Raw genomic sequence first — 19,759 nt, 5'->3', positions numbered from 1 at the left:
CTAGGTGCTGCGATTTCTGCTAGAGCTGCCAGATTGGAAGCGAAAGACCTTAGCTCCTATAAAAAATAACCTTAACTATTTTAAGAGTTAAGGTTAAAGGGAAGTTCTTTATTTTATTTTTTGAATTCGATTGCCTGTTGTCACATTTATCGGAGCTGTCTGCTTTTGTACATAGTCGACTAAGGCATCCAAATCTACCTGCCCTGTAACTGGATTTTGTCCGGAAGCAAACACGGTAAATCCATCTCCGCCACTGGCTAAGAATGAATTCATTGTAACGGAGTAGGTTTGGTTTGGTTCGATTGGTGTACCGTCTTCAAGCGTTAATGAAACGATTTTGTCTGTTCCTAACGTGCTGTCCCAAGTATATTTCATGCCGGACATTTGAAGCATACGGCCTGTAGCCCATTGCTGGTTCAATGCCTGACGAATTTGGTCTCCAGTCAAGTTCATGGTGATTAATTGATTGTTAAATGGCTGAACCGTGAATAATTCACCCCATGTAATCTCTCCGCTGTTAATATTTGCGCGGATACCGCCAGGATTCGTAATGGCAATTTGAGCATTTGTGGAAGCGCGCTGGGCATCTGTAATAAAATCACCAAGATTGGATTCACCGCTTGCATTCTGATCCTGTGTTAATGCTGTGGCTGCGCTGCCTACGACTTTATTAATTAAAGGGGCGACTTTTGCCTCATCCTCATCTATCATCTGTTTCACCTGAGGATCTGGCTGAATGGCATCCTGATAGGTATTAACAATTTTCGCCTCACTTTTTACTACATCCTTTGTTTTTGGATCAATCCAAAGATGAACCTCATCAAAGGCGGTACCAAAGGAGTAGGCTTGAACCACTAATTTTCCGTTTACCTTTGTGTTCATGTAGGCATGGTTATGGCCGCCAAAAATTACATCCACTTCAGGGTCTGTATGCTGAGCAATATCATAGACACGGCCGTTTGCGTTTGAACCGTCCGCTGCAGAAGTTCCCGGGTCATGTGCCAGTACAACAATCGTTTGAACGCCCTGTTTCTTTAACTCCTTCGCATATTTATTAATAGCTTCTGTTTCATCTGTAAATTCGATGTTTTTTACATTCGAAGGCATCGTAATAGTAGGAGTTTCAGTTGTTACCACTCCGATAAAACCAATTTTCGCCCCGTGGACTTTTTTAATCAAATAAGGAGGCAGAATAGGCTTTTTAGTCTTGGTGGTAACAACATTTGCGCAGATGTAGGGATAATTGGCACCCTTGAAAAATTCACCGGTATTTGGGTTTCTTCCACCATAAATTTGACGAATCATTTCATTTACACCGTGGTCAAATTCGTGGTTCCCAATTGTACTAACATCGAAATGAAGGGTATTGAAAATGTTGATCGTCGGTTCATCCTGCATAAGAGCAGATACAGGGGCAGAAGCACCCACATTGTCGCCTACAGCAAGCAATAACGTATCTTTAACTTTAGCCTTTTGCTGTTTTAAATAAGCCGCAAGATAATCAGCCCGTCCAACTGAACGGCCATTTACCTTACGAGTGACGTCCAATTGGCCGTGAAAATCATTTACGCCTAACAGCTGAACCTCAAAAGGATGCGGAGTCGCTTTGGTCGTCGCAGCATGATTCGTTTCTGCATGGGTAGTACTAGTGAATGGAAAAGTTAATAATACAGCTAAGCCTGCTGATAAAACCACGTTTCTTCTCTTACGCAAATGAATCCTCTCCCGATAACATAATAGTTTACGAGACTAATTATATTATACGAACGATGATAATATCAATAGTATAATAGTTCGCGTTTTTGGTAATTTTGGGGTCTGCACACTCGAAATTCCTTTGATTAAATGTAAATCGCACGTTTTTGTTTTCGAACCATGCTCTTTAAATCATTTGTTTTTGATAAATAAGGTCAATATAAAGTAAAAATAGATCCTGAAATTACGGAAACAGAAGAAAAGGAGGAAGGTCTTTCGATAATGAGAGTCCCGGTGCGTTCCCACAGGCGAGATTTTTGCTCTAAATGGATTCAAGAGGCAGGTTTTTATCCTTCCTAGGAAGCGGACTTGCCCTAAGTCCAACTATCTTTTATTAGGAAACAGATTGAAAAAGGCAAGCCACTCTTGGCTTTTCTTATTTTCTTTAAAGCTTCATCGTACCTCGTATTTTTTTAATTGATATCGATTATTTCTCATAAGAAGGAGAATCCTTTCAAGTTCTTGAATAAAGACCCATAGAGATAGCATTGATCCATACCAAACTAAAGAAAAAAGGCTGGAAGACGAACTAAAAAAAGCAAAAGAAGGGAATAGGTTCATTTTTTAAAGTCTTTTTACAACGTTTTTTTCTACACTGTTCTTTCTATTTATCCTTATTTTATTGATGGGAAAATAATCCTAACATTTGATCACTATGAAACTATGCAGTCCCATAAAATGTACTTAAGCGAGTTAGGAGAGAAAAGAATGAAAAATCATACAGGCGTGACATTCCAGGTTCGCGTGGAGAATTTTGATGAGGGATTGAGATGGTACAAGAATCTCTTTAACCGCCATCCTGATTTCATCCCACATGAAGATTTCGCTGAGTGGGAGATTGTAAAGGGAGCGTGGCTGCAGGTGGCAAAAGGAGAGCCCGCAGTAGGAAATGGCCCGCTGCGGATAGGCGTCCTGGATATCCATTCAGAGCGCGGGCGTTTGATGCAGGCACTTCATATGGAGATAGAGGAAGTCCAAACTCGAGAAGGCGTGCCTGCAGCTTGGTGTTCCTTTCAGGACCCTGATGGCAATCGGATTGGGCTGTTTCAGGAGTTATAGCTAAAATTAAGGGAACCAGCTTTAGCAGGATCCCCCATTAATCCTACCTTGAATTATTAAGGGAAATCAGGGACCAAATATCAAAGTTCCGAACATTATATAAGTGAATAGAAATAAGGCTAAGTTTACAGAGAAAGCATAACTGGTTCCTGCGCTTTTTTGAATTTTGTGTGCTTTTAAAGCAAAAAACAAACCGATCGGACAGAATACTATAGGGAAAAATATAGGCAGTCCTTGTATTTTTTCTAAGGGAATAATAGTAAACAGGAAATTCACTATGAATATCAGTGGAACAAGACATAAAGTACAGGATCCGATTAACCAGTTTCTTAGCATAAAGTTTTACTCCTGTCTCTGTGATTAATCAGATTTTACATATCAACTACGCTCAAGATTTTTCAGCTGCCTGGTTATGATTTTTGTTGTGTAATCTCTATCACTCTCTTTCAAACCTTTTTCATCCCATCATATGCGCGAGAAAGTAGCTGAATCCCATGGTTCCAAGAGTCCAAATGCTTAAGGACAGAACAGCTATAGATAAATTTACATTATAACTGGTTTCTTTTCTCATCCTGATCAAGGTAAGGAGGGAAATTCCTATACCTAAAGCTATAGGGAAAAGCCAGATCGCATGCCACAAAAATGCGGATACTCCTTTGATAAGAAACAAGGCAAGATAGCTAAGGTTCAAGAGAATGAGAATCATCAATAAGGGTTTTTTCATTCCAGTCTCCTGTAAAAATTTTCTAAAACCATGTTAACATATTCTCTAATAGAAGTGAACGATTGAAAATCGATTTAGGTCGCAAAGGCAGGCCTGAAGCTTGGTGTTTCTTACTTTCACCATCTTGCTGGCCCTAGGATTGGCCAGTTTAATAAATAAAAGGGGACTTTCTATTTAAGAAAGTCCCCCTTTATCATTCAATTCGGAACAGAAGAAGCTAATGGGCTTTTAAAATCTGCGTTTCTCTGCCCAAGCTCCCTGCATTTTACTTAGGAATACGATTTGCCCAATATGATAAGCATCGTGCATGGCAAGACTCTTCAGTTCATGCACTAATGAATGATCTTCTCGTGGGATCACTCTATACAAATCTTCTTGATCTGAATGTGCCAGTGTTTTTTCAAGTTCCCGATGAACATAAAAGTATTCTTGAATTGTTTCCATCCAATTTTCTGACGTCAATGTTGGTAATCGAAATGTAGATTCATTATTCTCAGCCTGTGGTTCATTCGCTGTTTCACCAAGAAATCGCATCAGAATTCTCTTTTCATAAAAAAGTAAATGACAAACTAACTCCCAAATGGAATGTGCACCCTCCATGGGTTTCCAAATTGCCTGTTCAAATGTAATATCCTCGAGCACGTTTTCAAGCGGCGGAAACCAGTCTTCTTTATCTAAGCAGCTTGTCCATTGTTGTAATAAAAGCGTCCTTACTTCCATTTTCTATTACCTCCAATTCATTAACGGCGTGTTGTCGATCGTTATTAAACTAAGTTTAGCTGAATATGCTTTTAGTTCCGAATATTCTAATAATTTTAGTTTATCATATTTTGTCTTAACTGCCTCGTAATATCCTAATCCCAACAGATACTTGTTTTTTATGTAACTAAACCATCTTTATTCCTGTATTTATTTAAAGTAACGAATACTATAGACTGAATAGTATTGGAACTTGCAGTTACTTACTTCCTTAATGGAATAGGTATTGCACCGTACGGAGGGCAGTAGTTAGGCTGCTTGGATAAAATGTGAAAGGTAGGTGTGGAAAAATGAATATGGAAGGTAAATTCATTATTTCTCCTTTAAAAGATGAATTAATTAAAGATATCAACCAAACAAATGATTATTTTAAAGTGTTTGGCAGAGTTGTCCCTAGTTTACAATCCGGAAAATGGTCATATGAAGAAATTCTATTTGATGAAACCAGGGAAATTCGATTTCCAGATGATCATCTTGATTGGAGCCAATATATAAACCTCGAAGATAAAATGTTGTTTTTAGCGTTTATTGATCATACTTGCATAGGACAAATAAGAATAGTTAAGGAGTGGAATCGCTTCTGTTATATCGAAAATATTGCTATAAAAAAAGAATATAGAAGATATGGAATTGGAAAGCTGCTCTTATCGGAAGCAGAAGAGTGGGCAAAACAAAGTAGACTTATAGGAATGTCCCTGGAAGCCCAGGATGATAATCTTGGCGCATGCAGATTTTATGTGAAACAAGGTTTTGTTCTAGGCGGAGTTGACACATTAAAGCAGTCATATAATTCGAATATTGGAACTACCTTATATTGGTATAAGGTTTTCGAGTAACAAGAAACTGCTAATCTTATTAAAGATTTGGATGTCTTTGTTTTAGGTAGCTGTTTACGACAGGTTTTATTCAGGCTGGTCAATATCCCAGTCTGCTATCATAAAAGGAATAGTCACAGAGATCAGGAGAAACAAATTGAAAAATAAGTTTAAGCAAGTGAAATGATATGAATATCTAATCATCGCCTACATTGTATTTTATTCGATCCCACACATCATTTATCTTATCCTAAATGGAAATCAGGTTGATAGATATCCGGGATATTTAATCCAAATGATTGTGATTGTTATTTGCCTTTGGTTCATTATTTGAACTAGAAAATCAAAACTATGCATGTAAAAAGGAATTAGCCCATGCGCTCATTCCTTTTTCATGCTTCTTTAGACCGTAATCTCCTCCACAAGCTTGAACTCTATCATTTCTTAACAGGCTCGGATTCCCCGTTGATTTGTTTTGAAAGACCGCAATTCCGGCTTCACCCTGCTTGATATGTATGAAGATCATATCGTTACAAAACCAGCGGGGATGGTCGAAGCAGGGGATGAAGGCGGTCACATGAGAAATTACCTCGATGAACTTAAACATTTGGAGCCGGACTGATGGCAATCTTACTCTAGTAAATTTTTAAAAAAATAAAAAATTCGATTGACCTGAAACTGGTTTCATAAATTATGGTTATTCCACAAAGGTTGTAAGCCTTTTCAAAAGCAAAAATATGAGTGAGAAAGGAAGTAGAAATATGAGTATGGAAGTTAAAAACAAGGGGAATCATGATTCATTAAAAATTAGTCAGCCGCTAAACACGCGGCCGAACAATGAGCCATTACGCGTTTTAAGCGAAGAGGACTGGAAATTCTGGAGGGAGAATGGATACGTCATTATCCGGAACGCCATTCCTAAGGAAAACATTGAAAGGTTAAAGAGCCTGATATGGGAGTTTGAGGAAAAGGATCCGAGTGATCCATCCACCTGGTATACCTCTCCACGGACAGAAATGAAAATGAAAGAACTTGAGGGAACAGGAATGGTAGAGCTGTATAATCATCAATATTTATGGGATAACCGAATGTATGCGCGAGTGTATGATGCGTTTGTGGACATCTGGGGAATTGAAGAGTTATGGACCAGTATTGATCGCTGTAACTTAAATATGCCCAAAAAAGATAAACATTCACATGGAGGATTTATTCATTGGGATGTTGATACCAGCCAGACTCCACTTCCACAAAATGTCCAGGGAGTTTTATCGCTAGTGGATACCTCCGAAGAAATGGGAGGGTTCCAATGTATTCCTGAATTGTACCGTGATTTTCCGGAATGGGTGAAATCGCAGCCTGAGGATCGAGATCCGTATCACCCAGACACGACTGGGTATGAGCCAACTAGAATCGTACAAAAAGCTGGGGATTTGTTAATCTTTAATTCCATGCAGCCCCATGGAATACGTCCGAATTATTCTGAAAGCCCACGAATCGCACAATATATTTCCATGTTTCCCGCTCAGGAGGATAATGAAGACCTTCGTGAAGAACGAATAGCTTCATGGAGGGAGCGTATACCACCAAAAGGCGATGCTTTCCCAGGAGATCCACGGAACTTGGAACAATTGAAATATACAAGAGCCGAGCTGACCGAATTAGGTGAGAAGCTGCTTGGACTGAAGAAATGGTAATATGAGTATTCTGTAAGACAGGCAGCCCGGGTCTCTTACCGAGAATTACTCCCTATCGGTAGGAGACCGTAACCAAAACAGAAAATAGTCCTTTCGATGTGAGGGGGATTTTTATTGATCGTCGTCTGTAAGAACCATATAAAGCAAGGTGTAAGCCTGCTAAACGTTCCTCATATTCAAAAGCTGCCACAAAAATAGTGGGAGCATACCTGTGCATTTTGTCAGGTACCTGCTCACTATAAATGATTTTATAGTATCCCCATTATCGAAAAGAGCCTGTTGAAAAATGGTTAATTATTCTTTAATCTCCTCTAATTTCTCTACAAATGAAGGCTGCAGCAGCATTCTTTTATTGTTTCCATTAAACCGCCATAGTGTTAACGAGTCCGCCATATTATTGTCGGGCTGGCATCGCCCTGCGCTACATCACATTCTTAGTATCACTGCGTGATGAAATCAGTTTCAACAGTAAGCTGCATTACACAACCAATCGATTTTGTGTTTGACATGAAACGCGTTTCATAAATTACACTCAGAAAAAATAATGAAGAGAGAGTGATTGGTATGTTTGAATTGTTATTTCTTTGCCTTGTTATTTATTTTGCCGCTTACGTTTGTTTAAACGCATCTGAGCAAAAAATAGAAGTTCATTCAATCGATTTCTTTGATGATTTTTTTTCTACTAAATCCGACTGCCGGAAAACTATTCAACCAAAATAAATAGGATGAAAGAAACCGGTTGACAGGATTCTTATCATTTGGCACTGTGGATGTATAGGAATTAAGATTTTAGCGGAAGGATTCAAATAGTGAACTTATAGTAGATTACTAAATAGCAGGGTGATTGTGCCTCTACTATAGGATATGGATAAAGAGCAGTATGGGCTGTTTCTTAATTGTTAAGATCAACTTTCGTTTGTGAGTTATTATAAAGGTGAGAACATGACAAATATTAAAGACTTGGCAAAGATGGCTGGGGTCTCTGTAACGACTGTTTCAAGAGTTTTAAATCATCACCCCTATGTCAGTGAGGAAAAAAAGAATGCGGTTTTAGAGGCTGTCAGAGCCACTAATTATAATAAAAATCTAAATGCCGTTCACTTAAGTACAGGGAAAACCCAGTTGATGGGTGTGGCCATTCCGTTTTCAGATCATCCGTATTTTGCTTTATTATTAAAGGGAATTGCCAGTCAAGCTCTGCAATATAACTATAAATTGGTATTGATACAGACTGATTATAGCGAAAGCAGGGAAATGGAAGCATTGCAAATGCTCAAGCAAAAGCAGATTGATTCGTTAATTATTTGTTCTAGAACCAGTGACTTATCCACCATTCAAGGGCATTTGCACTACGGCTCTATCGTATTATGCGAAAGCGCTGAAGGAATGAAGATATCTAAAACTTTTGTCAACCATTATAAGATCTTTTTTGAAGCCCTCGAGTATTTATATCAAAAGGGGCATAGGAAAATTGGATATTGTATTGGCAGAAGATCGGGGACAAACAGTGAGAATCGAAGCCTGGCCTATAAGGATTTCCATAAGAAATACAGGCTTCCCTATCATCCTGAATATATTATCGATAATTGTTTGTATTTTGAGGATGGTGAGAAGGTTGTCAATGAAATAAAAGAAATGGATTCACCGCCATCAGCCCTATTGGTTACGAGTGACCAAGTGGCTGCAGGGATTGTGATCCGTTGTGAACAGATGGAGATTTCTATTCCGGACGAAATGGCCATCATCGGCTTTGATAATGAACCCATCGCCAAAATGATGAATATTACAACCATAGAGATTCCTCTTGTAGAGATGGGGAGGAATCTCTTTTTACAAGCAATGACTGATAACATATCGACTATGGAGTTACCAGTAAACCTGATTGAAAGAGGAACGGTCTAAGATTCTGCACTGCAAGCTTGAGGAACCATATCCTCAAGCTATTTTGCATGGGCTAATTAGATCTTCTCCATTTATTTTAAAGAACCAAGGTCTGATTATACCGTATTCCCCTCCACAAGCTTGAACTCTACCATATTCTTAACAGGTACAGTCTCCCCGTTGATTTGTTTTAAAAGCAAGTCTACGGATTTGACCGCAATTCCCGCTTCATCCTGCTTGATATGTGTGAAGATCATATCATTATAAAACCAGCCGGGATGGTCGAAGCAGGCGATGGCATAATCGGCTGGAATCGAGTTCCCGAGGGATTTGAGGACATGTGCGAGGACGCAGGCGATTTCATATTCGCAGGCGATGAAGGCGGTCACATGGGCATTTTCCTCGATGAACTTCCTCAGTTTGATCAGGTCTTCCTGAAACTCATCAGATTTTTCAAAGGTGGGGAGGGTGCTGAACATCTCTGTCACAAGCAGATCCGGACTGACGGCAATCCCTCTCTGGAGATAGGCAGCTTGAAACCCCTGGATTCTTTCTTCGATGGAGGAAGTGTCTTCTTCGGGCGGCGAGACAAACGCAATATGGTCATGACCCTGTGTCAGCAGGAATTCAGTCAGATTTTGGGCTGCCTTTTTGTTGTCCGTATAAACCGAGCAGACGGGAATACCCTTTAAATATCGGTCGATTAAAACAAGAGGAAAGCCCTCGAGGACCAGTCTCAGAATGCTGGCGGTATAATGCTGGCCGTTGACCGGGTAAATCATTATTCCTTTTACCCCTAGCTGGACCATCGTATTGATCGCCTCGTCTTCCTCCTCCTGGCTGCCATACGTCAGCTTCACCACTAAGCTGTAATTTTTTTCAGCGCAGCGCTTTTCAATGTTCTTCATGATTTTTCTGCCAAAGCTGTCCTTGAAGAAGTCGGGGATGATCAGGGCGATTAAGCCATTAGGTTCATCTTCCGGGAATTCACTCGGAGCAGAGCTGCTTTTTTTACGAAAAGCACTCACGTCCGGAAGTCTGTCTGATACATAGGATCCTTTCCCGCGGATCCTTTCGATGGCCCCGATTTGGACCAGTTTTTCTACCGCCTTTTTTGAGGTAATCCGGCTGACCCCATACTGGCTCGCCAATTCCTTCTCCGTGGGGAGCTGGTCTCCGGGCTTTAGCTGCTCGGTCTCAATCTGATTTAATAAGTCCAGATAAATTTTTTCGTATAATGGAAGTTCCACTTATCCTCACATCCTAATAATCTCCTAAATGATATATCAAATATATCATTTCATAAATATTCCGACAATATACTTTGAACAATCCTTCAACAAAGTTTCGGTTTGGGACAGCCATAGCATCCTTTAAACACATATTACTCAAATATTTAAAATTTTCTATTAATATATTGACATATACCAAATATACCATTTATGCTAAGAACATATCATCACAGCTAATGCAGTGGATCGGTCTTATTTTTTTATATCAGCTTGTAACCGCTTACAGTATTTAAAAAATATGAAGTATAGGGGAGAGAGTTATGAAAAAAAGGATGTTCACGAAAATCGCGGCTGTATCCGTCATTGGCGGCAGTATGCTGCTGAGTGCAGCGTGTTCGAATGAGAGCTCGTCCAGCGAAAGCAGCGGGAAGCAGGTCGTCAAGATTACATACCGATCAGGTGGAGGGACGAATAAAGGTCTGACCGACTGGCTCAATAAGGAGATCATTCCAGCCTACGAGAAGGACCATCCCAAGGTGGATGTGAAACTGGCACCGCTCAATGTTTCGGAAGGAGATTATTTTGCCAAGGTCGCTTTGATGTTAAAATCCAAAAACACCGCACCCGACATCGTGACCGAGGACACCTTCATGGTCAACTCCGATGCGAGCGCCGGCTATCTGGAGCCTCTGGATGATAAAATCAAGGACTGGAGTGACTGGAGCAATTATAATGACAGCGTGAAAAAGGGCGTCATTGCCCAGGACGGAAAAACATACGGAGTGCCTTATAACACTGATTCCCGAGGACTTTGGTACAACAAGGATCTTTTTGAAAAAGCAGGACTTCCCGTTCCATGGGAGCCGAAGTCCTGGGATGATATCTTAAAAGCCGCACAAGCCATCAAAGATAAGCTTCCCGGCGTGACCCCGATCTGGATGAACTCCGGAAAGGCGACAGGGGAAGCAACCTCCATGCAGACATTTGAAATGCTCTTATCCGGCACAGACACTCCTCTATATGATAATGACTCCAAGAAATGGGTCGTGAAAGGCCAGGGCCTTACCGATTCCTTCAAATTCATTGATACGATTTATAAGAAAAAGCTGGGGCCAAGTCTTTCCCAGGTGTTGAATGGGTCGGGAGGCGCTGTCGCTTACCAGCAGATGTTCCCTAAAGGGAAGCTTGCCATCGGGCTAGACGGATTCTGGCAGACAGGAAACTGGGGCGAGAGTGGTTCCGCACCGTGGCCGGATGCCTTCAAAACCTTAGGTTTTGCCGCCATGCCGACCCAGAACGGCCAGGCACCGGGAACCACCTCCATGTCAGGGGGATGGGCACTTTCCATCCCAAAAAACTCTCATAATAAAGACGCTGCCTGGGACTTCATTAAATTAGCTTCCAGCAAGGAAAACAACCTGTCACTTCTTAAGAAAGAACGAAACCTGACTCCTCGTGATGATGTCGCAAAAGATCCATCTTATCAGGAAATTCCGATGTTTAAAGAAGCCACGGAGTTTTTGAGCTTCACCCATTTCCGTCCGGCAGTCGATAAATATCCTACTGTATCCACACAGATTCAATCCCTTGTCGAGGGAGTCGTCACCGATAAAATCACCCCAGAAGATGCAGCTAAGGAATATCAAAGCAATGTAACCAAAATTGTCGGAGCTGACAATGTGATCGAAAAATAAAGGTTGGGGAGGCTGCGCTGAAAAGGCAGCCTCCAGCTAAAAATTATAGGACGGGGTGTGAAATGAGTACAAATACAGCTGTATCACCAGTCGTCACAATCAAGCAGAAAACCAGGAGAGATCATACTCTTCTGAAATCAGTCCTGTTCCTGCTGCCAGCCTGGATTCTCTTGCTAATTTTCTTTGTAGGACCGATCTTACTGACCTTTTACTTTGCTTTTACCAATCTAACGCTGACCGGTACGGAGGCAAAAAGTACAGAGTTTATCGGATTTCAGAACTTCGTCACCATGTTCCAGGATCCTGATTTCCGGATCTCTGTAGTTAAAACCATTGTGTTCCTTCTGTTTTCTGCCGTCATCGGCCAGCAGGTGCTGGGCTTCATCCTCGCTGTTCTAATGAAGGAGAAAAACAAAACCTTCCGCCGGATCATCGGCATCATCGTCCTGGCCGGCTGGGTGACACCGGAAATCGTGGTCGCGTTTTGCTGGGTGGCCTTCTTAAGTGATAATGGCACCCTCAATATGGTTCTGCAGCATATCGGAATGAAGCCGGTCACCTGGATGTATACCTTCCCGATGGTAAGTGTGGTCATTGCGAATATCTGGCATGGAACAGCCTTTTCGATGCTCGTGTTCCAGGCAGCCCTCGACGATGTACCGAAAAGTGTCGAGGAGGCAGCTGTCATGGATGGGGCGAATAAGTTCCAGGTTTTGTTCCGCATCGTCCTGCCGATGGTAAAGGGATCGATCGTGACCAATATGATTCTCGTAACTCTGCAGACACTGGGCGTCTTTACCTTGATTTTCGCCATGACCGGCGGAGGACCGGGTACGTCTACCCAGACGCTGCCGATCTTCATGTACAATCAGGCGTTCGTCAATTACCAGCTGGGCTATGGGACCGCGATTTCCCTGATCCTGCTTGTGATCGGAATCGGAGCCAGTTTGATTTATATGCGATCCATGAAGGCAGAAATCTAAGGAGGGATATTCATGAACCGTTATAAAACCGAAAAAGTCGTTCCATATGTCATTCTGACGATCCTGGGGATCATGTTTATCCTGCCACTTTTATGGGTATTATTCGCATCATTTGATCCCAACGCCCAGCAATCCCTGAAAATGCCAAGCTCCTTTACGCTCACGAACTTCACATCGATTTTCACGGATCCTGCTAATCTCCGTTCGTTTGGAATCGGGCTGTTTATCTCGGTTGGCCAGGCTGTGCTTGTGGTAATGGTCGCTATCATGGCCGCTTATCCCCTGTCGCGATATGCCCTGAAATTCAAGAAGCCGTTTATGTATACCATCCTGTTCATGACGGCCCTGCCAATCACGGCGGTGATGGTGCCGGTCTACCAGCTCTTCATTTATCTGAATATGCAGGATTCCCTCATCGGAACCATCCTGTTTTTAACGGCATCGGGCCTGCCTTATGCAATCTGGATGATGAAAAACTTCATGGACAGTGTTCCGCTGGAATTGGAGGAATCCGCCTGGATTGACGGTGCGTCTGTGTGGGCAGGACTGCGGAGGGTGGTCGCGCCGCTTATGATTCCCGGCATTTGCACGGTCGCCATCTTTACTTTTTCCGGAAGCTGGGGGAACTTTTTCGTTCCATATATCCTCATTCAGACACCGGACAAATTTCCCGCCTCGGTCACCATTTTCCAGTTCTTCGGGACCTTCGGGATGATCGAATACGGAAAGCTCGCTGCGTTTTCCATGGTGTATACGATGCCTTCCGTCATCTTATATATATTTTCACAGAAGTTCATGAGTACCGGCTTCAGCCTCGGCGGAGCATCTAAAGGCTAATCTCAAAATAAAAGGAGTGCTTGATATGTTTTGGACACTTGATAAATTAGAACGACGTATACAGGAGCTGGATTCCTACCGCTATCGAAATGCCCAGCCGATTCAGTCCTTTCAGGCCCTGGAGGATGCAGAAGGAAACGTTTCGGAACGGCCGCCTGAAGGCGGGGAATGGGGAACCATGAATGTCCGCGACCGCTGGGAAGGCCGCGACCAATATATCTGGTTGAAAACTCAGGTCTCCATCCCAGAGCAGTGGGCCCAGCAGAAGATTGTCGGTGTGTTTGACTTTGGAAAAACAGGCGGAGGGAATAACTCGGGATTCGAATCCCTGTTGTATGTTAACGGAACGCCGTATCAGGGAGTGGACATGAACCACCAGGAGGTGTTCCTCGATGGAAGCCTCGCCGGCACAAGCATCGAGCTCTGCTTCAGGCTCTGGTCAGGTCTTGAAGGCGGAGGCCAGCCGACGCTTCAGGAGCATCAATTGAAGAAGGCGTTTTTCGCCTGTCTCGATGAAAAGGCCGATGATCTGTATTACACGGCAAAAGCAGGTTTGGAAACGGTCAAGTATCTCGAGGAAAACCAGCCGGAGAGACAGACGCTCCTAAACGCATTGGACCGCGCCTTCCTATTAGTGGATTGGTCGAATGCTGGCTCTGAACGTTTCTATGATTCTCTTTACGAAGCTCAGTCTCTATTAAATGCAGAAATTGAGCAAATGCCCCAAAGTTTCCCGGTAACCGTGACCGCCATCGGGCACACCCATATCGATGTAGCCTGGCTGTGGCGGCTGAAGCATACAAGGGAAAAAGCGGCACGCTCCTTTTCCACTGTCCTGCGCCTCATGGAGCAGTACCCGGATTATGTGTTCCTGCAGACGCAGCCCCAATTATATGATTATATCAAAACGGATTATCCGGAAATTTACGAGCAAATCCAAAAGCGGGTGAAGGAAGGACGCTGGGAAACAGAAGGCGGAATGTGGCTCGAAGCCGACTGCAACCTGACATCCGGGGAGTCGCTCGTGCGCCAGCTGCTTTTAGGTACCAAATTCTTCCGCGAGAACTTCGGGAAGGAATGCGAATACCTGTGGCTTCCGGATGTGTTCGGCTACAGCTGGGCCCTTCCGCAGATTCTGGTCAAGTCCGGCATCAAAACCTTCATGACCACCAAAATCAGCTGGAGCCAGTACAACCGCATGCCGCATGACACCTTCAAATGGAGAGGCATCGACGGCACGGAGATTCTGACCCATTTCATCACCACCCCTGAGGATGACCGCTGGTTTTATACATACAATGGCCAGATCACTCCTCGTTCTGTGAAAGGAATCTGGGAGGCGTACCGTGATAAGGGCGTGAACCAGGAGCTCCTGCTTTCCTATGGCTATGGCGACGGCGGGGGAGGTGTGAACCGCGAAATGCTGGAGATGAGACGAAAGCTCGATAAAATGCCTGGCCTGCCTGCTGTGAAGACAGGACGTGCGGACGAATTCTTCCAGCGCCTGCATGAAACGGTCGAAAACACGGATCAATATGTCCACCTCTGGGATGGGGAGCTATATCTCGAGTACCACCGCGGAACGTATACTTCACAGGCCTACAACAAACGGATGAACCGCAAAATGGAGCTTTTGCTGCGGGAAACCGAGTGGCTGAATGCCTTGAACAGCATTGTGAAGGGTTCCTGGTCTGCTTATCCGGCCCGAGATCTCGAGGAAAGCTGGAAAATTGTCCTGCGGAACCAGTTCCATGACATCATCCCAGGATCCTCGATCACTGAGGTCTATGAGGACAGCAGGCTCGAGTATGCCGAAGCGCATGAGCTTGCGGCGGGTGCATGGAGTGCCGCTTCCCAGTCCATCGCTGAGAATGATGGAGGCAGCGCGATTACAGTTTATAACTCATCTTCGTGGAAGCGCAACGATCTTGTGAAAGTCGACACAAAAGCGACTGGTGAATTGATTTGGAAGAATGAGAGGGGAGACGTACTCGAAGCCCAGAAGACGGCTGCCGGCGAATGGCTGGTCAAGGTTTCGGATGTACCTTCATTAGGAAAGAGCACCATCCGCTATGAACAGGGTACGAATGGAACTGCCTCATCATTCCATACAGCTGAAAAAAGTGTGTCCACCAATTATTATGAGATCTCATGGAATGACAACGGCCAGCTGACCCGGGTCTTTGATAAGAAGAATGAACGGAATGTCTTGGCGCCTAAAGCACGCGGCAATGTGTTCCAGGTGTTCGAGGATAAGCCAATGCGCTTTGATGCCTGGGATATCGATCTGTACTATCAGGAAAAGATGAAGGAAATCTCCAAGCTGCAGGATGTCCAGGTGATCGAAAATGGGCCTGTGCGCTGTGTGGTGGAATTCAAATGGGCGTATTCAAACTCGAATATTTCCCAGAAAATGGCCTTGTATGCTGACAATCCGAGGATCGATTTTGAAACGAAGGTCGACTGGCATGAGCAGGACCAGCTCCTTAAAGTGGCGTTCCCGGTGGAAATCCGGGCAACAGAAGCCACGTACGATATCCAATATGGTAACGTAAAACGCCCGACCCACTGGAACACAAGCTGGGATTATGCCCGGTTTGAAACGGTCGGCCATCAGTGGGCAGATCTCTCTGAGCGGGATTACGGGGTGAGCTTGCTGAATGACTGCAAATACGGCCATGACATCAAGGACAATGTGATGCGATTGACTCTGTTGAAATCCGCTACCTATCCGGATATTAAAGCAGATCAGGGCGAGCATCTGTTCACCTATTCGCTCCTTCCTCATGCAGGCAGCTGGTATGAAGGAAATACCGTGCGCCATGCCTGGGAGCTCAATAATCCTTTGACTTATGCGGAGGGACAGACAGAGAGTGTTTCCTTGTTCAGTGTCTCAGCTTCGAACGTAATAGTGGATGCTGTGAAGAAAGCGGAGAATGAGGATGCCCTTATAATCCGTCTGCATGAATTTGCCGGAGCCCGTGGGAAAGTGGAGCTCAGAAGTGATAGGAGTATTGAATCCTGGCAGGAATGCGATCTGATGGAGAGAAGCATTTCTGAGATTCAGGAAGAGAAGGGCTTTGCGTTTGATATTAAGCCTTATGAGATTAAGACGTTTATGGTGAAGTTGAAATAGGAGGGTATCTAGACCCGGAAGATGGTTGGGTCACTGAGAAATGGTTTAGAGAATACGTCTCAGGACCAAAATGAGGGCTGCTTCACTGGAAAATGGTTCAGAGAAGGCGTCTTAAAACCAAAACTGAGGCTGATGCACTGGGGAATGGTACAGAGAGGGCGTTTCAAGACCAAAATGGAGGCTGCTCCACTGGGAAATGGTACAGAGAGGGCGTTTCAAGACCAAAATGGAGGCTGCTCCACTGGGAAATGGTACAGAGAGGGCGTCTCAAGACCCAAACTTTTGCCACTACACTGGGAATCGGTTCAGAGAAGGCGTCTCAGGACCAAAACGGAGGCTGCTCCGCTGGAAAATGGTTCAGAGAAGGAATCTCAAGACCAAAACAGTGGGCGCTCCGTTGGAAAATGGTTCAGAGAAGGCATCTCAAGACCAAAACTGCGGGCGCTCCGCTGGAAAATGGTTCAGAGAGGGCATCTCAAGACCAAAACAGTGGGCGCTCCGTTGGAAAATGGTTCAGAGAAGGCGTCTCAAGACCATAACGGAGGCTGCTCCGCCTGCAAGTGGTTCAGAGAGAACGTCTCAAGACCAAAACTGCGGGTGCTTAGGCCGGAAACGGTTCAGAGTAAGCGTCTCAAGACCATAACGAAAGTGCAGACACCGTGTAATGGTTCAGAGAAAGACACAATGGGGGAGGTGACTCCCTTCTTTTTGTGAGTGAAGAAATGACCTGTACCTTTTGTTATGACCATAAAGGGGGTGATGTCCATTCAAATTGAACACACCACAGAACATCATAACCATAAAAGGAGGAGGAAGAAGTATGACGAAATTTCTTAAAACCTGGTTAGCCCTTACTCTGGCTGTCATGGCAGCACTATGGATAGCGCCTGGCACATCAGCATTTGCAGCGTCCCACCAAAAGAAAAACACAATGAGAGCCATAGCATCCTATGAATCTCTGCAAAAGTATTTCTATCAGCCCAGTGCAAAGCTTTATACAGAAGAATATCCAAGAGGAGGAGGGAATCCGTATTCCTATGTATGGCCGTTCTCCCGGGCTATGGCTGCCACGATCGATATAACAAGGCTTCCGAAAATAGGAAAAGCGTACCTATTGGATAGAAACCAACGTCTCGATGGCCTCAAGCTATACTGGAATAATGAAACCAATCCTGCCGGTTATGACTCGTATATACGTCCTCCTGTAGGCCAGGGCGGAGATAAATTTTATGATGACAATGACTGGCTCGCCCTAAATTTCTTAGAGCTGTATCACCTTACAGGTGACCAGTCCGCATTAAAACGGGCCAAGGATATCTTTAAGCTGGAGGTATTCGGGTGGGACAATGATTCATCGCATCCATATCCAGGCGGAATATTCTGGACACAGGCACCATGGAGCCAGGACCGGAATACCATCTCCAATGCGCCGGTGGCACAGATCGGTTTGTACCTTTATCAAACTACAGGTGACAAATATTACTTTGACTGGGCAAAGAAAGCCTATGACTGGGTCAACGGCTCCATGCTTGCGCCAAACGGCCTGTATTGGGACCATGTTGACCTGAAAGGCAATATCGAGAAAACTCAATGGACCTACAACCAGGGAATGATGATCGGAGCAAACACTCTGTTCTATCAAACAACCGGGGATAAAAAGTATCTGGAACGTGCAGTGAATCTGGCAGAGAAGTCCATCCAGTATTACGGCGACACCCAGCTCTACAAGAATCCTCCAGAATTCAACGCCATCTTCTTCGAAAACCTGCAGCTATTGGATTCAGTCAAGCCTAACCATGAATATAGAAAATATGCCCAGGCCTATGCGGATAAGATGTGGGATACGGTACGAAACCCGGAAACCGGTCTATACCAGCGGGTTCTACAAAAGCCGGTGCCGCTTATCGAGCAGGCTGCGATGGTTGAGATTTATGCGAATTTAGCTTATAAAAAATAATAGAATGATACTTGGCTTTAAAGCCGAATCATAGAAACAGGATAAATGATATACGAGAGCCCTCATTGCATCTTTGCATTGAGGGCCTTCTTGTTGGCGATATATGGTTCCGAGCAATTCGAACCCTATTCGGAGCCCATTGTAAATACCTCCGAGCAGTTCGGAATACAACTCGAAACCCTTGTATGTACCCTCCGAGCAGTTCGGAAGCCGATTCAAAACCCATTGTGAATATGTTCCGAGTAATTCGGAAACCAGTTTGAAACTCATTGTATATCGTTCTGAGTATTTCGTAATCGATAACAGTTCCATTCGCCAGCTTGATGGATTAATTCGACTCTATTATTTTCAAATTTTTTAAAAAATTCAATATACAGATTAATGTAATAATGATAAAATTAGTTTAGTTAAATAAACGTGGTTTAGTATAATAAACCAAAATGAAAGGGTTATCAAATTGGATAAAAAGTATTGGGTTCCAGCCATAGAAAGAGCTGACAACATTTTAACCATAATTGCAAACCACCCCAATGAATACCGGTTAATTGATCTTTCAAAAAAACTAGGTATCAATAAAAGCTCTCTGTACTCCATGTTAAATACCTTAGAATCTTTAGGCTGGATCCAAAAGGAAAGGGATGATACATATTCTCTTGGAATGAGGATGGGAATTTTAAGCGCATTATATTTTGGTCGATTTGATCTTATTGGTACGTTTTCAATCGAAGCGGATTCAGCAGTAAAAAGATTAAATGAAACCTTGCAGCTCTCGTTATTAGATGGGACTGATATTCTGTATTTAGCCAAGAAAGACAGCACCTCTCCTGTCAGACTTGCCACTGATCCGGGAATGAAGTTACCTGCTCATGCTACGGCTATGGGGAAAGTCCACTTATCTCAATATAGTTTTGAACAGCTGCAAGAACTATATTTGGGAAAAAAACTTGAACCTAAAACCCCCTATACCGTCAAAACATTGAGGGAGCTTTGGGAGCAAATTACTTCTTTAAATGACAGTGGATTCATAAAGGAATACCAAGAAGCGGTAGAGGGATTTATTTGTCTTGCTGCGCCGATAAGAAATCATGAAAATGATATCATCGCTGCAGTCAGTGTAACCATGCTTTCAAATAACTTTGAAAAGAAACAAGAGCAAGCTGAGCGAGAAATTGTCGACTTAGCAAGAAGAATTTCACTAAAAGCTGGTTTTGTTTCTCCTGCTTGAGTATTAAG

The 19,759-nt window shown here is 43.6% G+C and carries 16 protein-coding genes; 12 read left to right on the top strand and 4 right to left on the bottom strand.

Features of this window, described 5'->3' with window-relative positions:
* Positions 1-108: 108 nt before the first annotated feature.
* Positions 109-1,713, bottom strand: a complete 1,605-nt coding sequence (locus tag H539_RS0100735; protein ID WP_051348382.1) for a bifunctional metallophosphatase/5'-nucleotidase — start codon at positions 1,711-1,713, stop codon at positions 109-111.
* A 750-nt stretch (positions 1,714-2,463) separates the two neighbouring features.
* Here H539_RS0100735 and H539_RS27435 point away from each other — a divergent pair.
* Positions 2,464-2,814, top strand: a complete 351-nt coding sequence (locus H539_RS27435; RefSeq protein WP_051348381.1) for a VOC family protein — start codon at positions 2,464-2,466, stop codon at positions 2,812-2,814.
* A gap of 457 nt (positions 2,815-3,271) precedes the next feature.
* On the opposite strand, the gene H539_RS0100720 is transcribed toward H539_RS27435, so the two are convergent.
* Both H539_RS0100720 and H539_RS0100715 read right to left on the bottom strand, forming a co-directional pair.
* Positions 3,272-3,538, bottom strand: coding sequence for a hypothetical protein (locus tag H539_RS0100720; RefSeq protein WP_026691917.1), 267 nt, complete (start codon positions 3,536-3,538; stop codon positions 3,272-3,274).
* 228 nt (positions 3,539-3,766) lie between these two features.
* On the bottom strand, positions 3,767-4,258 hold the full coding sequence (locus H539_RS0100715) for a DinB family protein (RefSeq protein WP_026691916.1): 492 nt from the start codon (positions 4,256-4,258) through the stop codon (positions 3,767-3,769).
* 329 nt (positions 4,259-4,587) lie between these two features.
* Here H539_RS0100715 and H539_RS0100710 point away from each other — a divergent pair, with 329 nt between their 5' ends.
* The 4 genes from H539_RS0100710 to H539_RS0100695 all read left to right on the top strand — a co-directional run bounded on the left by H539_RS0100710 (position 4,588) and on the right by H539_RS0100695 (position 8,708).
* Positions 4,588-5,133, top strand: a complete 546-nt coding sequence (locus tag H539_RS0100710; protein WP_026691915.1) for a GNAT family N-acetyltransferase — start codon at positions 4,588-4,590, stop codon at positions 5,131-5,133.
* A 454-nt stretch (positions 5,134-5,587) separates the two neighbouring features.
* Positions 5,588-5,734 carry a hypothetical protein gene (locus H539_RS31230; RefSeq protein WP_155889907.1) on the top strand — a complete coding sequence of 49 codons (147 nt, stop codon included), beginning with the start codon at positions 5,588-5,590 and terminating at the stop codon, positions 5,732-5,734.
* A gap of 139 nt (positions 5,735-5,873) precedes the next feature.
* Positions 5,874-6,806 (top strand): phytanoyl-CoA dioxygenase family protein, encoded by a 933-nt coding sequence (locus H539_RS0100700; RefSeq protein ID WP_245602105.1) that lies wholly within the window; start codon positions 5,874-5,876, stop codon positions 6,804-6,806.
* 942 nt (positions 6,807-7,748) lie between these two features.
* A complete protein-coding gene (locus tag H539_RS0100695) occupies positions 7,749-8,708 on the top strand; it encodes a LacI family DNA-binding transcriptional regulator (RefSeq protein WP_026691913.1) in 960 nt (319 codons plus the stop codon).
* Between the two features lie 95 nt (positions 8,709-8,803).
* Here the strand turns inward: H539_RS0100695 and H539_RS0100690 are convergent, their stop codons facing one another.
* On the bottom strand, positions 8,804-9,937 hold the full coding sequence (locus H539_RS0100690) for a GntR family transcriptional regulator (protein ID WP_026691912.1): 1,134 nt from the start codon (positions 9,935-9,937) through the stop codon (positions 8,804-8,806).
* Between the two features lie 302 nt (positions 9,938-10,239).
* On the opposite strand from H539_RS0100690, the gene H539_RS0100685 reads away from it, so the two are divergent.
* From H539_RS0100685 to H539_RS0100655, 7 genes are all read left to right on the top strand, one after another.
* Entirely contained in the window at positions 10,240-11,613 is a 1,374-nt protein-coding gene (locus tag H539_RS0100685; protein ID WP_026691911.1) for an extracellular solute-binding protein, read from the top strand.
* A 62-nt stretch (positions 11,614-11,675) separates the two neighbouring features.
* Positions 11,676-12,596, top strand: a complete 921-nt coding sequence (locus tag H539_RS0100680; protein WP_081415737.1) for a carbohydrate ABC transporter permease — start codon at positions 11,676-11,678, stop codon at positions 12,594-12,596.
* A 12-nt stretch (positions 12,597-12,608) separates the two neighbouring features.
* The gene (locus H539_RS0100675; RefSeq protein ID WP_026691909.1) at positions 12,609-13,433 is read left to right on the top strand and encodes a carbohydrate ABC transporter permease; all 825 of its coding nucleotides are present in this window, start codon (positions 12,609-12,611) and stop codon (positions 13,431-13,433) included.
* 25 nt (positions 13,434-13,458) lie between these two features.
* Complete coding sequence (locus H539_RS0100670) at positions 13,459-16,569, top strand: alpha-mannosidase (protein WP_026691908.1); 3,111 nt, start codon at positions 13,459-13,461, stop codon at positions 16,567-16,569.
* 21 nt (positions 16,570-16,590) lie between these two features.
* Entirely contained in the window at positions 16,591-17,283 is a 693-nt protein-coding gene (locus H539_RS0100665) for a hypothetical protein (RefSeq protein WP_026691907.1), read from the top strand.
* Between the two features lie 106 nt (positions 17,284-17,389).
* Positions 17,390-18,526, top strand: a complete 1,137-nt coding sequence (locus H539_RS27430) for a glycoside hydrolase family 76 protein (RefSeq protein ID WP_035321698.1) — start codon at positions 17,390-17,392, stop codon at positions 18,524-18,526.
* Between the two features lie 457 nt (positions 18,527-18,983).
* Positions 18,984-19,751, top strand: a complete 768-nt coding sequence (locus H539_RS0100655) for an IclR family transcriptional regulator (protein WP_026691906.1) — start codon at positions 18,984-18,986, stop codon at positions 19,749-19,751.
* Positions 19,752-19,759 lie beyond the last annotated feature (8 nt).

This window comes from Peribacillus kribbensis DSM 17871 (assembly GCF_000430765.1).
Taxonomy (GTDB): Bacteria; Bacillota; Bacilli; order Bacillales; family DSM-1321; genus Paraperibacillus; species Paraperibacillus kribbensis.
Note: the sequence above shows the minus strand (reverse complement) of the source record. Positions and strands in the feature narration are given on the sequence as shown.

Excerpts from the sequence above, each read along its gene's own strand:
- H539_RS27435 (WP_051348381.1), top strand. The coding sequence starts at position 2,464 with ATGAAAAATCATACAGGCGTGACATTCCAGGTTCGCGTGGAGAATTTT.
- H539_RS0100720 (WP_026691917.1), bottom strand. The coding sequence starts at position 3,538 with ATGAAAAAACCCTTATTGATGATTCTCATTCTCTTGAACCTTAGCTAT.
- H539_RS0100715 (WP_026691916.1), bottom strand. The coding sequence starts at position 4,258 with ATGGAAGTAAGGACGCTTTTATTACAACAATGGACAAGCTGCTTAGAT.
- H539_RS0100710 (WP_026691915.1), top strand. The coding sequence starts at position 4,588 with ATGAATATGGAAGGTAAATTCATTATTTCTCCTTTAAAAGATGAATTA.
- H539_RS0100700 (WP_245602105.1), top strand. The coding sequence starts at position 5,874 with ATGAGTATGGAAGTTAAAAACAAGGGGAATCATGATTCATTAAAAATT.
- H539_RS0100695 (WP_026691913.1), top strand. The coding sequence starts at position 7,749 with ATGACAAATATTAAAGACTTGGCAAAGATGGCTGGGGTCTCTGTAACG.
- H539_RS0100685 (WP_026691911.1), top strand. The coding sequence starts at position 10,240 with ATGAAAAAAAGGATGTTCACGAAAATCGCGGCTGTATCCGTCATTGGC.
- H539_RS0100680 (WP_081415737.1), top strand. The coding sequence starts at position 11,676 with ATGAGTACAAATACAGCTGTATCACCAGTCGTCACAATCAAGCAGAAA.
- H539_RS0100675 (WP_026691909.1), top strand. The coding sequence starts at position 12,609 with ATGAACCGTTATAAAACCGAAAAAGTCGTTCCATATGTCATTCTGACG.
- H539_RS0100670 (WP_026691908.1), top strand. The coding sequence starts at position 13,459 with ATGTTTTGGACACTTGATAAATTAGAACGACGTATACAGGAGCTGGAT.
- H539_RS0100665 (WP_026691907.1), top strand. The coding sequence starts at position 16,591 with ATGGTTGGGTCACTGAGAAATGGTTTAGAGAATACGTCTCAGGACCAA.
- H539_RS27430 (WP_035321698.1), top strand. The coding sequence starts at position 17,390 with ATGACGAAATTTCTTAAAACCTGGTTAGCCCTTACTCTGGCTGTCATG.